General features: G+C 45.2%; 14 protein-coding genes. 8 read left to right on the top strand and 6 right to left on the bottom strand.

Annotated features, from left to right (window positions below):
• Positions 1 to 2: 2 nt before the first annotated feature.
• The 5 genes from O8C65_09405 to O8C65_09385 all read right to left on the bottom strand — a co-directional run bounded on the left by O8C65_09405 (position 3) and on the right by O8C65_09385 (position 2,767).
• Positions 3 to 1,067: an inositol-3-phosphate synthase gene (locus O8C65_09405; GenBank protein MCZ7357138.1), complete on the bottom strand. Its 1,065-nt coding sequence runs from the start codon at positions 1,065 to 1,067 to the stop codon at positions 3 to 5.
• A 44-nt stretch (positions 1,068 to 1,111) separates the two neighbouring features.
• The gene (locus O8C65_09400) at positions 1,112 to 1,261 is read right to left on the bottom strand and encodes a hypothetical protein (protein MCZ7357137.1); all 150 of its coding nucleotides are present in this window, start codon (positions 1,259 to 1,261) and stop codon (positions 1,112 to 1,114) included.
• A gap of 92 nt (positions 1,262 to 1,353) precedes the next feature.
• On the bottom strand, positions 1,354 to 1,704 hold the full coding sequence (locus O8C65_09395; protein MCZ7357136.1) for a hypothetical protein: 351 nt from the start codon (positions 1,702 to 1,704) through the stop codon (positions 1,354 to 1,356).
• A 27-nt stretch (positions 1,705 to 1,731) separates the two neighbouring features.
• Entirely contained in the window at positions 1,732 to 1,998 is a 267-nt protein-coding gene (locus O8C65_09390; protein ID MCZ7357135.1) for a hypothetical protein, read from the bottom strand.
• A gap of 199 nt (positions 1,999 to 2,197) precedes the next feature.
• On the bottom strand, positions 2,198 to 2,767 hold the full coding sequence (locus tag O8C65_09385) for a CDP-alcohol phosphatidyltransferase family protein (protein ID MCZ7357134.1): 570 nt from the start codon (positions 2,765 to 2,767) through the stop codon (positions 2,198 to 2,200).
• 215 nt (positions 2,768 to 2,982) lie between these two features.
• Between O8C65_09385 and O8C65_09380 the strand changes: the two genes are divergently transcribed.
• From O8C65_09380 to hemA, 3 genes are read left to right on the top strand one after another with little or no spacing between them, the layout of a single operon-like run.
• Entirely contained in the window at positions 2,983 to 3,441 is a 459-nt protein-coding gene (locus O8C65_09380) for an Lrp/AsnC family transcriptional regulator (GenBank protein MCZ7357133.1), read from the top strand.
• Positions 3,438 to 4,082, top strand: coding sequence for a bifunctional precorrin-2 dehydrogenase/sirohydrochlorin ferrochelatase (locus O8C65_09375; GenBank protein ID MCZ7357132.1), 645 nt, complete (start codon positions 3,438 to 3,440; stop codon positions 4,080 to 4,082). The genes O8C65_09380 and O8C65_09375 overlap by 4 nt, the downstream gene beginning before the upstream one ends.
• Positions 4,079 to 5,335 carry a glutamyl-tRNA reductase gene (gene hemA / locus O8C65_09370; protein ID MCZ7357131.1) on the top strand — a complete coding sequence of 419 codons (1,257 nt, stop codon included), beginning with the start codon at positions 4,079 to 4,081 and terminating at the stop codon, positions 5,333 to 5,335. Before O8C65_09375 ends, hemA begins: the two co-directional genes overlap by 4 nt.
• Positions 5,336 to 5,508: 173 nt before the next feature.
• On the opposite strand, the gene O8C65_09365 is transcribed toward hemA, so the two are convergent.
• Positions 5,509 to 6,612 (bottom strand): mechanosensitive ion channel family protein, encoded by a 1,104-nt coding sequence (locus O8C65_09365; protein ID MCZ7357130.1) that lies wholly within the window; start codon positions 6,610 to 6,612, stop codon positions 5,509 to 5,511.
• 156 nt (positions 6,613 to 6,768) lie between these two features.
• Between O8C65_09365 and O8C65_09360 the strand changes: the two genes are divergently transcribed.
• The 5 genes from O8C65_09360 to O8C65_09340 all read left to right on the top strand — a co-directional run bounded on the left by O8C65_09360 (position 6,769) and on the right by O8C65_09340 (position 13,760).
• Positions 6,769 to 9,306, top strand: coding sequence for a cation-translocating P-type ATPase (locus O8C65_09360; protein MCZ7357129.1), 2,538 nt, complete (start codon positions 6,769 to 6,771; stop codon positions 9,304 to 9,306).
• A 129-nt stretch (positions 9,307 to 9,435) separates the two neighbouring features.
• Positions 9,436 to 11,625, top strand: coding sequence for an elongation factor EF-2 (locus O8C65_09355; protein ID MCZ7357128.1), 2,190 nt, complete (start codon positions 9,436 to 9,438; stop codon positions 11,623 to 11,625).
• Positions 11,626 to 11,734: 109 nt separating this feature from the next.
• A complete protein-coding gene (gene tuf, locus O8C65_09350; GenBank protein MCZ7357127.1) occupies positions 11,735 to 13,006 on the top strand; it encodes a translation elongation factor EF-1 subunit alpha in 1,272 nt (423 codons plus the stop codon).
• A 32-nt stretch (positions 13,007 to 13,038) separates the two neighbouring features.
• Positions 13,039 to 13,350, top strand: a complete 312-nt coding sequence (rpsJ, locus tag O8C65_09345) for a 30S ribosomal protein S10 (GenBank protein ID MCZ7357126.1) — start codon at positions 13,039 to 13,041, stop codon at positions 13,348 to 13,350.
• Positions 13,351 to 13,604: 254 nt separating this feature from the next.
• The gene (locus O8C65_09340; GenBank protein ID MCZ7357125.1) at positions 13,605 to 13,760 is read left to right on the top strand and encodes a hypothetical protein; all 156 of its coding nucleotides are present in this window, start codon (positions 13,605 to 13,607) and stop codon (positions 13,758 to 13,760) included.
• The last annotated feature ends 37 nt before the right edge of the window (positions 13,761 to 13,797 follow it).

The following is a 13,797-nucleotide window of genomic DNA, read 5'->3' as shown; positions in this document are numbered from 1 at the left end:
TTTCAGCCTTTGATGAACTCTTCCAGTTCCTGGCGCGCCTCTCCCTCTCGCATCTGCTGCGGAGGGTGCTTCATGAAATATGCTGATGCTGGTATTACCGGTCCGCCGATCTTTCTATCAAGTGCGATTTTCGCAACGCGGATGGCATCCACCACAACGCCGGCACTGTTCGGGCTGTCTTCAACTGAAAGTTTCAGATCGATGTAAGCCGGGACATCTCCAAAGAGCCTGAAATCGATCTTCAGGTGACATACCTTGTTATCGTTAAGGCAGTCAATGCAGCCGTTGGGGCCTGCATAAACGTAGGCATCATAGGGTATCTGCGAAGCCACTGATTCTGTCTTGGAGATCTTCTTGGATTTAAGCCTGGACTGGTCCGTCATGTTCCTGAAATCGGTATTACCCCCGATATTCAACTGGTAAGTGCTGTCTATTCTCGCTCCGCGGTCAAGTATCATCTGCGTCAATGTCCTGTGCACGATCGTTGCTCCTACGAGGCTTTTTATGTCGTCGCCTATCACAGGGAGTTTCGCTCTCTTGAATTTTTCCGCCCACTGCTTATCCGAAGCAATGAATACCGGGATGCAGTTTATGAAAGCGCATCCTGCCTCAAGTGCCTGCGAAGCATACCATTTGACCGCCTCTTCGGAACCTACCGGAAGGTAATTTATCAATATATCGGCTTTTGTTTTTTTCAAAACCGATGCAACGTCTACTGGTTTTTGTTTGTCATCCACAAGGAAATAATCTTTCATATGCGGTGCCACACCGTCCAGAACCTGACCTTTCATCACCGCAACATCCATCCCGGTTACATCGGAGAACTTTTTTGTACAATTAGGTTCTGAAAAAATAGCCTCGGATAGGTCCGTATCTACCTTCCTCTTATCAACATCAAATGCTGCAACAGGTTTTATGTCCGAGATAAGATATCCTCCCAGGGAATTATGCATCAGTCCAGGAACAAGTACGTCTGATTTTTTGACATCCCTATAGTAATTCAGTCCCTGTATCAAAGATGAAGCGCAATTACCTACACCTGCTAGTGCAATTCTAATCTCAGCCATGTTAATACCCTTCCAGTGATAACTTTTATCTGACTTAAAAGTTGTTATTTAAGTATTTTTTTAACGTATGCGATTCTCTGGAATACCGTAATAAATGAAAGGACAGCAACGAGAAGAATTGCCCAGCTGACCATGTTGAGAAATGCGCCGATTATTATTATTGATACCCTGACAGGCCTGTCTCCTATTCCCATTGCAGCGCTGGCACCCGTAGCCTATAACACGACTCAGACGAACATCATATCGTATGTTCAGACTTTCTTGCCGCTGCAAAGAATATTATTATTTATCCACTGATAACCTTTGGCGGTACATATTTTTTAATCTTTGCAGGAGTGTATCGGTTAATCTGGATAAGATCCGTGCTCTTAATAAGTTTGTATATCACCAATATTGGTGAGATTAGTATCAGTGTTATTATAAGAGTGGGAGTGGGTTTATTAAAAATTAGAAGTATCGTGTCTATGCTAAGAACCGTAGTAAAAATAAGCGCAACTGTCTGTACTGATTTAACAGAATTTATATCGATGGGGGAAACAGAATTGTAAATTGTAACAACTAATACACCTACCATAGTCAGCATGAAAAGATACCCTATACCTAGAAAATAGCTCTTGATAATTTCTTTTCCAGACATAGTCTTAATAGAAACCATATATAGAATTTATAGTTCTCCTTCTTTAAATAACTTATAGATGCTGTAAATACTGACAAGAGCAAGTATTATATAAAGAATTATCATAAACATCTCTGAAAAGGTTGTTAATATCATGATGAAAGGGGCTTCTTCAAAACCAAAAAATTTCGAGAAATATTTCAAAATCCATATTCCCGCCATAATTAGAATAATTGGGATAACATCCATTATTACGGATAAAGAGATAAGAGCCAATATTTCAGCCTTCTTTTTCAGAACAGCTCCAAATTGCATAGAGATACCTCTATAAACATAGGATTACTTACACTTTACCCCCATTTTAATGATATGTTATTATACAATCATTTTTAAATATCTCAACTATTTTCATAAAAAAAGTAGATAAAAATCTATAAGGTTTGGATCCGAAGTAGCGTTAGAATATCAACGTGCTTAAAAGTTATTATTTTAGCTTTATCTGACTTAAAAGTTGTTATTTAAGTATTTTTTTAACGTATGCGATTCTCTGGAAGACCGTGATAAATGAAAGTATGGCAACGAGAAGAATTGCCCAGCTGACCTTGTCGAGAAATGCCCCGATTATTATTATTGATACCCTGGCAGGCCTGTCTCCTATTCCCACTGAAGCGCTGGCACCCGCAGCCTCCGCGCGCGCTCTGGTGTAACTTACCATCAGGGAGCCAACGATCGCCAGGGTACCGATGAACCACTCAGGGAAAGGGGAGAAAACAGCAAGACCACCATACATCGCACCTATGATAACTCCGGAATCTGCAAACCTGTCGCACACGGAATCCAGGAACCCCCCGTATTTTGTTATCCTGTTATTTTCCCGTGCCACTGCCCCATCGAAAGCATCAAAAAAACCGCCTGCAAGAAGAACAATACCCGCGATCAAAACTTCGCCCCTTGCAAAGAAGACTGCTGACAAAAGGCTTAATGATAGACCTAAAAAGGTTATAGTGTTTGGATTTACCCCAATGATCTTTTTGGCAAGAGGTCTTAATAATGTCCTGATATACTCTTTTGTCGTATCGAGCATTGCCTTTTTATTGCCCTGCCGGATAATCAATATTGCCTCTGATTATTTCATCTCTGATTAACCATAACCACTTCGTTAAGGATTTCTATAGCGGTATTTATCATAGTTATGTTCTTGATTTTTTCCGTAAGAATATCTTTATCAATGTGTTCTTTCCATAAGCGCATGATTAAGGTATTGATAAGCATATAATTGAAATAAATTAATCTGTTAACATGGATCAGACTGATGTAAAGCTCTTGAAATCAACGCAGGATGGAATACCAATAGTATCTCTTCCGTTCAAACAAATAGCGCGGGAGATCGAAATCCCCGAGAACGAAGTTCTGGAAAGACTTGACAAACTTATTAAAGAAGGCGTGATCAGGCGTTTTGGCGCTTCAATAGGGCACAGGGCTGTCGGAATAACAGCAAATGCCATGTGCACATGGAATGTTCCTGACGAAAAAGTGGAAGAGGTCGGGGCAATAATGGCGGGTTTCCCGGAAGTCACCCATTGTTATGAACGCCCGCGCTTCCCGGGTTGGAAATATAACCTCTTTACCATGATCCACGCCTATTCGCGCGAAGAATGTGAAAAGGTCGCAAAGCAGATATCCATTGCAGCGGGGATCAGTGATTACAGCATACTATTCAGTGAAAGGGAGTTCAAGAAAACTGGCGTGAGGCTATGAAGAAATTTCTTCCTCTGATGCTTGACCTTTCGGGAAAAGAAGTGATCATTTTTGGAGGTGGAAACGTCGGTGAACGCAAGGCATTGCTTTTTTGTGATCATGCCAGAGTAACAGTTGTGAGCCGTGAATTCACTCCTTCATTGATCAGGCTTTCTGAGCAGGGTAAAATAAAACTGGTGAGGGTAGAAAACCTTGTTGAAAAGGACACGGCTCGCTACCTGGATAATGCTTTCATAGTCATCCCGGCGACGAACGATGCTGCCTTGAATGAGAAAATTGCCCAAATATCATGGCAGGAGGGCATGCTGGTAAACCGGGTTGATGATACAGGTGATATCATTGTTCCTTCTGTGATCAGGCGCGGGGATATCATAATAGGGATATCTACTCTTGGCCAGAGCCCTGCGCTTTCAAAGTATATCAGGCAGAGGATCGAAAAAGTAATAACTCCCGGATTTGAGCGGATGTCGCAGCTCCAAAACGAAATCCGTGAACTGCTGAAATTGAAGGTAGATGACCAGAAAAAACGCAGGGAGATATTGTGGAATATAATCAATGATAATGACGTATGGATCGCGCTTGAGGAATCGTATGAAAAAGCATATAAAGAAGCTTCAAAACATATAGGTAAGATAGAATGAGTGAAATATCAAGTATGCTTATTACGCATTCCAAAGCCACCATCGATGAGATGGAGGGCGCATGGCATGGCGGCATCGACCAGCTTTTGATCCGACTTAAATCCCATGAACTCGTTGAGGAATGTGCCGTACTTAAAACATGCAACCGTGTTGAAGTTTACGTGGTTTCTCCGAAAGGGAGCAAAGTTCTTTTTGAGTTCGCAAAGAGAATGAAAGTCTCATCCCGGATCGTGGATTTCCTTGACCATGAGGAATCACTCCGCCATCTTTTGCGCCTCACCTGCGGGCTTGAGTCAATGATAGTCGGCGAAGACCAGATACTCGGCCAGGTCAAAGAATTGTTCATAATGGCAAAAAAGGCGGGGGCTATTGGAAAAACCCTTGATACTGCATTCAATAAGGCTATCCAGGTGGGAAAGCGCGTTCGGAACGAAACCGGAATAAATAAAGGTTCTATATCCATCGGCTCTGCCGCGGTCGAACTTGCTGACCAGGGACTATGCGGTCTGGAGGGGAAGACGGTGATGGTCATAGGTGCAGGAGAAATGGGAACCCTCGTGGCAAAGGCCCTTGCAAACAAGAACATAAAAGTCATTTACGTAGCCAACAGGACATTTGATAAAGCAGAAGCCCTGGCATGCGAGCTGCAAGGCAAAGCTATCAGATATGAGTTGATGCAGGACTACATCCCGATATCGGATGTGGTTATAAGTGCCACTTCAGCACCGCATTTCGTCCTGACGCAGGAAATAATGTCAGGCATAATGGAAAAGAGAAAAAAAGAGATAATGCTTATCGATATAGGGAACCCTCGAAATATAGAGAGTACGGTGGGGGAAATACCGGATGTCAAGCTGCACAACATCGACGGCCTGAAAAGCATAAGCGAGGCGAACCTTGCAAAGCGAAGAGAAGAGGCAAAAAAAGCCGAACTCATAATCGAAGAAGAACTCGGCCTCCTCAAGAAGCAATACAAGCGCCAGCAGGCGGATAAGATCATCTCAGCGCTTTATTCAAAGGTAGAAGATATCCGGGAAAAAGAGCGCGAAGCGGCCATAAATAAACTCAAGTCCAGGCATACTATTGGGGATATTGAGAGAGAGGTTCTGGATGACATGACGCATTCTTTTGCCAACCAGATCCTTGCCGAGCCGACAAAGATACTCAGAAATGCGGCAGAGCATAACGATGAAAGGTTCCTGGATACTGTGGCGGAATTATTTAAGTTAAACGGCGTGAAAGAGAACAAATAATTCTATAGAACCGGTTGCAATCGTGAAATATATGGGATATCTATCCTGAGGAACGGGGCACCGCATGGGAAAGATTGGTTCTTGATATCGCGGAATGCGCTCTGCCGCAGGTATCGAGATCTTTTGCTTCAATTTCAAGCACCTGAAACCGCCCGAAGAAAAATAGAAAAGGATTATGGATTAATTTGTTCAGGCGGCGACCTGATTATCGTTGTTATGGGGTATGGTATCTCGATCTTTTCCTCTGCGAATCTCCTGATTATCTCCCTGTATATTCGATCAGGCACCTCGAACTCAAGCCGGTAATCTTTCACCCATACATGCATTACAAGGTCTATGCTGTAACTTGAAAGTGTCACCACATATGCCCTCGGAACCGGATTTTGTATCACGCCTTCGGTGTTTTTTGCAATTTCGATCATCGTCTCAAGGGCTTGATCTATATTGGACTTATAACTTATCGAGACTTTGATCGTGAATCTTACCCTTATGTCGGGTTCAGCATAGTTCACGATCTTTCCTTTGGAAATCACGGAATTTGGCAGAATTATTACCTTATTGTCTGCGGTCTTAATCCGTGTGCTGCGTACCCCTATATCAACCACATCCCCGATCTCGGTATCTGATATTTCGATCCTGTCCCCTATCTTGAAAGGCCTGTCAGTCAGTATAGAGAAAGCACCAAATACATTTGAGAGAGTTTCCTGGGCGGCAAATGCTACAGCTATGCCCGCAACACCAAGGCTTGCCAGCACCGGAGTTATCGGGTAGCCGAGCCTATCGAGTATCATCAGCAGGGCTATTGCAAATACAACGATCCTATCCACCTTGTCCAGGAAGGGCATCAGCTGGTCATCGAGTTTGGATTTCGTCCTGGGAGCTATGTCGTTCGAATACCACTGTATCAAGCCATGAACAATGTTGGATACAAGGTATGCCCCGAGAAGGATAAACAGGATCGACATAATCTTGTCAAATGATTCAAAATATACGGTTCCCATCTCAAGTGAATGCACAGCAAGGCTGAATCCTGTCACCATTACAAAGAGCTGGATTGGCCGTTGTAATGCTCTAATGAGTTCATCGTCCAGCGTTGTCTCTGTCTTTGCGGTAAACCTCGGGAGAATCACGTGCAACAGGTATGCAGTGATTCTTGCGAGTACAGCAAAGACTGCAACTATAATCAGCGCGACCGTGACATCGGTAGCCTGAGCTCCGAGACCAAAAGAGTGGGAAATCTGGCTGTCAATGAACGCGGTGTAGTTTGCAAAATCCATGGGGTAACTACATTATAGTGGCGATATTTAAAGCTAACAGAACATTTGATTCCTTCTTTTTGAAAACAAATAATTTGAAATTGAAACAAATATATATGAGATTGATTTGTTAATCTCAGATAATTTGGCGGGATAAAATGATTGATTTGGTTGACTATGGAAAAAATGCTCGATGAGGAAAGCGTATCCGGACTTTCGGAAGAGGATGCTGAAAAAAGGATTGAACTGGAAGGCTATAACGAGCTTCCATCCCAAAAAAGACAGAATATTTTTTCCATACTATTGAATGTGATACTTGACCCGATGCTGCTGCTTCTTTTAGGCGCTGGTTCAATTTATTTATTGATCGGAGAGAAAAACGATGCTATAATGCTGCTCCTGTTTGTGTTCGTTGTCATAGGCATAACCTTCTACCAGGAGAAAAAGACGGAGCGTGCGTTAGAGTCTCTAAAAAGCATGTCAAGCCCCAGGGCCCTTGTGATAAGAAACGGAAAACAAAAAAGGATCCCGGGGCGAGAACTCGTCAGGGAGGACATTTTTATTTTGAGAGAGGGGGACAGGGTCCCGGCCGATGGCGGTGTGCTTTTTTGCTCGAATCTTCTCGTGGATGAATCACTTCTCACAGGTGAGTCGCTGGCAGTGAGAAAATCCCGCTGGGATGGTAAGGAGCAGTCTGCGCACCCTGGGGGAGACGATTTGCCATTCGTATATTCCGGGACTATGGTTGTCCATGGTCATGGAATGGTGAAAGCGACATCGACGGGAATGCACACCGAGATGGGAAAGATTGGCAAGGCTCTCTCGACCATCAACCAGGAAGATACATTGCTCAAGAAAGAGACCGGATCACTGGTACGGAATTTCGTAATAGGTGGGTCGGCACTTTGCATTCTTGTTGTCATAATCTACGGATTAACGAGGGGAGATTGGTTGAATGGGTTGCTGGCAGGCTTGAGTTTGAGCATGGCATTGCTCCCGGAGGAGTTTTCAGTGGTTCTGTTGATATTCCTGAGCCTTGGAGCGTGGCGATTGTCAAAAAACCAGGTTCTCACGAGGCGCACGCCTGCAATCGAAACGCTAGGCTCCGCCACGGTGCTGTGCGTGGACAAAACCGGAACCCTGACAATGAACCGGATGATCTTAAGTTCCCTTTTCTCACATGGTGAATTTCTTGAGTTGGAAAAAAATGCCGGAATGCCGCTTCCTGAAAAATTTCATGAGCTGCTTGAATTTGGTTATCTGGCAAGCCAGAAAGACCCCTTTGACCCTGTCGAGAAGGAAATAAAAAATGGTACTGAAAAATTTCTTTCCCAAACGGAGCACATACATCAAAATTGGAAGCTTGTTCGTGAATATCCGCTCTCAAAAAACCTGCTAGCTCTTTCAAACGTATGGGAGTCGCATGACAGGGAAAAGCATGTTATTGCAGCAAAAGGCTCTCCCGAGGCCATAATAGAGTTATGTCATCTGGATGAGACACAAAAAGAACAATTATTGTCCCAAGTCCAGAAAATGGCAGATAAAGGTTTGAGGGTTCTCGGAGTGGCAAAATCGTGTTTCCCGGAGGACTTTTTGCCTGAAGAACAGCACGATTTCGAGTTTGGATTCATAGGATTGCTCGGTTTCATTGACCCGGTCCGTCCCTCCGTCGCCCGGTCACTTTCGGAATGTTATACCGCCGGGATAAGAGTAATAATGATAACCGGGGATTTCCCGGGAACAGCGCAGCACATAGCCAGACAGATCGGTTTAAAAGATCCGGACAAGTTCATAACCGGTATCGAGATTGCTAAAATGAGCACATCCGAACTTCAGGAGAAGCTCAGGACGATAAATATTTTCGCGCGTGTCGTGCCTGAACAGAAACTGGCAATTGTAAATGCCCTGAAATCAAACGGGGAAGTGGTCGCAATGACCGGCGACGGGGTCAATGATGCACCGGCATTAAAATCAGCACACATCGGTATTGCGATGGGGGAAAGAGGTACGGATGTGGCGCGGGAATCCTCAGCGATCGTTCTGCTGAATGATGATTTTTCATCTATAGTTGCGGCTGTCAGGCTTGGCCGGAGAATTTTCGATAACCTCAAGAAAGCAATAAGCTACATATTTTCCGTTCATGTACCCATCGCCGGGATAGCACTGTTTCCGATACTGTTCAAATTGCCCCTGGTGCTCCTGCCCGGACATATAGCATTTCTTGAGCTGATAATCGACCCGGCTTGTTCAACGGTTTTTGAGGCTGAACCAGAAGAAAGAAATATCATGAAAAGACCTCCCCGGGACCTGAAAGAAAAATTGTTCGGAAGGAAAAGCGTTTATAGCAGTCTTTTGCAGGGCGGAAGCGTGCTTGCCGTGGTAATCATGGTTTTCCTGTTAGCACTGTATTTAGGCAAAGGGGAAATGGAGGCTCGCACGCTTACATTCACAACACTCGTGATCGCAAATCTCACTCTGATAGTGGCGAATCTCTCATGGGAAGACAGCTTGATCAGAACAATGAGCCCGGAAAACAAGGCATTATGGATGGTTGTGGGAGGAGCGCTATCCAGCCTGGTCCTGGTTCTGTACGTACCTTTTTTAAGTGACATTTTCCATTTCTCATTCCTGCACTTTAACGACCTGGTTATCGTGCTGTTTGCTGGGATACTGAGTGTAGTGTGGTTCAGATTGATAAGAATCCAGCCAAAATAAACTCATACGGTGGGATTGAATTAAAAGAATCTGGTCTCATAATCCCGTCCTTTATCCCGATTTTCAAAGTGTTTATATAGGATAGAATAATAGAGAACCAAAAATTTCCAATAAAAGAGGTAATCTATAATGGGCAGACGAAAAAAAATGGTTGAACGTGTGACAGTACTGATGGACCAACCCGAGTTCATCCGAAACATCGGCACTGTTGCACATATCGACCATGGAAAAACCACATTCTCCGATAATCTACTCGCTGGCGCTGGAATGATATCAAAAGAACTTGCTGGCGAGCAGTTATTCATGGACTTTGATGAGGAAGAACAGAAACGCGGGATCACCATCGATGCAGCCACGGTTTCAATGGTGCACGAATATGAGGGAAAAGAGTACCTCATCAACCTGATCGATACACCGGGCCACGTTGATTTCGGCGGCGATGTTACACGGGCCATGAGGGCCGTGGACGGAGCGATAGTACTGGTCGATGCGGTGGAAGGGCCGATGCCCCAGACCGAGACCGTATTGCGCCAGGCGTTACGCGAGAACGTAAGACCTATCCTTTTCATTAACAAGGTTGACCGCCTTATAATGGAATTAAAGCTGACGCCGGCGGATATGCAGATGCGCCTCGGATTGGTAATCGATAAAGTCAATAAGATAATAAAAGGCCTGAAACCGGATCAATATGATGATCTAAGACTGGATCCTACCGTTGGGAAAGTAGCTTTCGGTTCGGCGCTCAACAACTGGGCTATCAGCATTCCTTATATGAAAAAGACTGGCATAACATTTAAGGAAATAATCGATTTCTGCCATGCAGAGAAGCAAAATGAACTTGCCATAAAATGTCCTCTTCATGTAGTCATGAATGATATGATCATACGATTCCTGCCAAGTCCTGTGGATGCACAGAAAGAAAGAATAAAGGTCATCTGGCATGGCGATAAGGAAAGCGAGATCGGAAAATCGATGATAAACGTGGACCGAAACGGCAAAGTGGCTCTCATGGTTACCGATATAACCACCGACCCGCACGCAGGCGAAGTGGCAAGCGGCAGGCTCTTCTCAGGAACGCTTGAAAGGGGAAAGGAGATATTCATTTCAGGAATGCCAAACCCTAACAGGATCCAGTCCGTAGGGATTTTCATGGGTCCGGAGCGCATCGAAGTCGAGAGGATCCCTGCCGGCAATATCGTGGCTGTTACTGGATTGAGTGACGCCATAGTTGGCTCAACGGCATCCACGGAAAAGGCCATGACACCTTTTGAGAGTATCAGGCATGTCAGTGAGCCTGTGATGACTGTGGCCGTGGAAGCAAAACATATGAAAGACCTTCCCAAGCTCGTTGAAGTTTTGAGACAGGTGGCAAAGGAAGACCCCACGCTCAAAGTCATGATCAACCAGGAAACAGGGGAACACCTTCTCGCGGGAATGGGTGAACTGCATCTGGAGGTCGTAGCCCACAGGATACAGCGTGATAAACACGTTGAGATCACTACCTCAAAGCCCCTTGTGGTTTACAGGGAAACCGTCGCTACCCATGCCGGTCCCGTTGAAGGGAAGTCCCCCAATCGCCATAACAGGTTCTACATCGAGGTCGAACCTTTGGCGCCTGCGATAATACAACTTATAAAGAACAATGAAGTTTCGATGAGGCAGCAGGAAGTAGAGCGAAGGGATATTCTCATGAAGGCGGGCATGAGCAAAGATGAAGCGAAGGGAATCTATCATATCTATGAGTCCAATATCTTCATTGATATGACAAAAGGTATCCAGTACCTGAACGAAACCATGGAGCTTATACTCGAGGGCTATGAAGAGGTCATGAAGGCAGGACCGCTGTCGAGGGAACCTGTAATGGGGGTCAAAGTAAAATTAATGGATGCCAAGCTCCACGAAGACTCAATCCACAGGGGACCAGCTCAGGTGATACCGGCTGCAAGGCAGGCTATCCAGGCTGCGATGCTCATGGCTGGTGCAACATTACTTGAACCGTTCCAGAAAGTGTTCATCCATGTGCCGCAGGACCAGATGGGCGGCGCAATGCGTGAAATGCAGGGAAGACGCGGCGTTATACTCGATATGAAATCTGAAGGTGACACGGCCATCATAGAGGCCAAGGCACCGGTTGCCCAGCTCTTCGGTTTCTCCGGAGACATACGCTCCGCTACCGAGGGCAGGGCAATGTGGAGCACGGAGTTCGAGGGATTTGAACCAATACCTGGGAACATGCTGAATGATATCGTGATGGATATCAGGAAGAGAAAAGGACTTAAACTTGAATTGCCGAAACCCAGTGATTTCATAAGTCCCTGAAAAGATAAGACCCCGGAGACCCCATATTTAAATATGGGGTCTGTTAACGGAAGGTTTAAAAACAAAAACAACATTAGGGGAAAAATCACAATAAAATTGTAGGAGAAATATTATGGCAGAGAAACCACATTTAAATTTAGCAGTTATCGGGCATATCGACCACGGGAAATCAACTCTCGTAGGGCGGTTATTGTTTGAGACTGGTGCTGTACCACCGCACATCATTGAAAAGTATAGGGAAGAGGCAAAGGCGAAAGGCAAAGAATCATTCGTTTTTGCATGGGTCATGGACTCGCTAAAAGAGGAGAGGGACAGGGGTATCACCATCGATGTAGCACATCAGAGATTCGATACCGCAAAATACTATTTTACGATCGTGGATTGCCCCGGTCACAGGGACTTCGTCAAGAACATGATCACAGGCGCTTCTCAGGCAGATGCGGCTATTCTTGTATGCGCAGCCAAGGAAGGAGTACAGTCGCAAACAAAAGAACACGTATTTCTTGCGAGGACACTCGGTATCAACCAGTTGATAATTTCAGTCAATAAGATGGATGAAGTCAACTATGATAAAGCAAGATATGATGCAGTAAAAGCAGAACTCAGTACCCTTCTCAAGATGGTTGGCTATAAGCCGGATGATATGCACTTTATCCCAACATCGGCGTTCAAAGGAGATAACCTCGCAAAACCGAGCGAGAACACCAAATGGTACACAGGGCCAACATTATTGGCAGCACTTGATATGCTGAAAGAGCCTGAGAAACCCACAACTTTACCACTTCGCATTCCCGTCCAAGACTCCTATACTATTTCGGGTATCGGCACGGTGCCAGTAGGCAGGGTCGAAACCGGACGGATGAAGCCAGGGGATAAAGTAATATTCATGCCTTCAAGGGCAGTCGGCGAGGTCAAATCCATCGAAATGCATCACCAGGAGATCAAAGAGGCGCTTCCAGGCGATAATATCGGATGGAATGTCAGGGGCGTTGAGAAAAAAGATATCAGGCGCGGCGACGTTTGCGGACATCCCGACAAGCCACCCGCAGTAGCAGAAGAGTTCACAGCTCAGATAGTGGTCCTGCAGCACCCATCAGCGGTCACCGTTGGATACACACCTGTACTGCACTGCCACACTGCGCAGGTTGCAGGCACGATCACTGCCATTCTCAAGAAACTTGACCCCAAGACCGGTCAGACCGCTGCTGAGAACCCGGATTTCATTAAGGCGGGAGATGCGGCTATCGTTGTCATCAAACCGACCAAGCCAATGTGCATTGAAAAAGTCAAAGATATCCCACAGCTTGGCAGGTTCGCAATACGTGATATGGGAATGACCATCGCGGCAGGCATGGTCCAGGAAATCAAACTGCGAATCTAAATCGCCTTTTTTCAATTTTAAAACGAGGAATTATGGCACAGAAAGCAAGGATACGTTTATCAGGGACAAGTCCCTCAACACTTGATGGGATATGTTCCCAGGTAAAGGATATCGCAGTGAAAACAGGCGTGAGCATCTCAGGCCCGGTACCGCTGCCTACGAAGAAACTGGTGGTTCCGTGCAGGAAAAGCCCGGATGGCGAGGGAAGCGCGACCTGGGACCACTGGGAGATGCGCGTGCACAAACGGCTAATCGACCTCGATGCTGATGAAAGGGCATTGCGCCAGTTGATGCGCATTCAGGTACCCAAGGATATCAGTATTGAGATAGTTCTGACGAGTTAAATATCTTTTTTCTTTTTTTCTTATTTTTAATTTCCTGAGCTTCTGCTTTAATCGACCAGATAGGACATCTTTGCTTACCTAATAAGAGTATGGGGAACATCAGGAACGTCTCCCGGTAGTACGCCCAAATCTCCATTGATCTGAAAACGCATATCCTTAGGGAAAATTCGATATGATCATTTTTCTTCGGAGATACTGAATCACAGAAAGATTTAACGTGTAGTAAATATCAAACAACTTGGGAGGTGAGAAAAATGGTCGGTTTAGAGAGTTCAATGGAACAGGCTGAAACTGCCAAGAAAGTCAAGAAGCCGGAGGTTGATTCGGCTGAAAGAGAGCGGCAGAGTGAGTTCTATGCAAAACTGCGAGCCCGCAAGGCAGAGCAACCGAAAGGTGCACAATACAAATGACCATGGGAGTCATTTAAACAGGCATTGAGATAAGGAA

The organism is Candidatus Methanoperedens sp., from assembly GCA_027460535.1.
Taxonomy (GTDB): domain Archaea; phylum Halobacteriota; class Methanosarcinia; order Methanosarcinales; family Methanoperedenaceae; genus Methanoperedens.
This window is presented reverse-complemented; position numbering and strand designations above follow the sequence as displayed.

Bases quoted from the DNA above. Each gene is read 5' to 3' on its own strand.
- O8C65_09405 (MCZ7357138.1), bottom strand. From the start codon at position 1,067: ATGGCTGAGATTAGAATTGCACTAGCAGGTGTAGGTAATTGCGCTTCA.
- O8C65_09400 (MCZ7357137.1), bottom strand. From the start codon at position 1,261: ATGGGAATAGGAGACAGGCCTGTCAGGGTATCAATAATAATAATCGGC.
- O8C65_09395 (MCZ7357136.1), bottom strand. From the start codon at position 1,704: ATGTCTGGAAAAGAAATTATCAAGAGCTATTTTCTAGGTATAGGGTAT.
- O8C65_09390 (MCZ7357135.1), bottom strand. From the start codon at position 1,998: ATGCAATTTGGAGCTGTTCTGAAAAAGAAGGCTGAAATATTGGCTCTT.
- O8C65_09385 (MCZ7357134.1), bottom strand. From the start codon at position 2,767: ATGCTCGATACGACAAAAGAGTATATCAGGACATTATTAAGACCTCTT.
- O8C65_09380 (MCZ7357133.1), top strand. From the start codon at position 2,983: ATGGATCAGACTGATGTAAAGCTCTTGAAATCAACGCAGGATGGAATA.
- O8C65_09375 (MCZ7357132.1), top strand. From the start codon at position 3,438: ATGAAGAAATTTCTTCCTCTGATGCTTGACCTTTCGGGAAAAGAAGTG.
- hemA (MCZ7357131.1), top strand. From the start codon at position 4,079: ATGAGTGAAATATCAAGTATGCTTATTACGCATTCCAAAGCCACCATC.
- O8C65_09365 (MCZ7357130.1), bottom strand. From the start codon at position 6,612: ATGGATTTTGCAAACTACACCGCGTTCATTGACAGCCAGATTTCCCAC.
- O8C65_09360 (MCZ7357129.1), top strand. From the start codon at position 6,769: ATGGAAAAAATGCTCGATGAGGAAAGCGTATCCGGACTTTCGGAAGAG.
- O8C65_09355 (MCZ7357128.1), top strand. From the start codon at position 9,436: ATGGGCAGACGAAAAAAAATGGTTGAACGTGTGACAGTACTGATGGAC.
- rpsJ (MCZ7357126.1), top strand. From the start codon at position 13,039: ATGGCACAGAAAGCAAGGATACGTTTATCAGGGACAAGTCCCTCAACA.
- O8C65_09340 (MCZ7357125.1), top strand. From the start codon at position 13,605: ATGGTCGGTTTAGAGAGTTCAATGGAACAGGCTGAAACTGCCAAGAAA.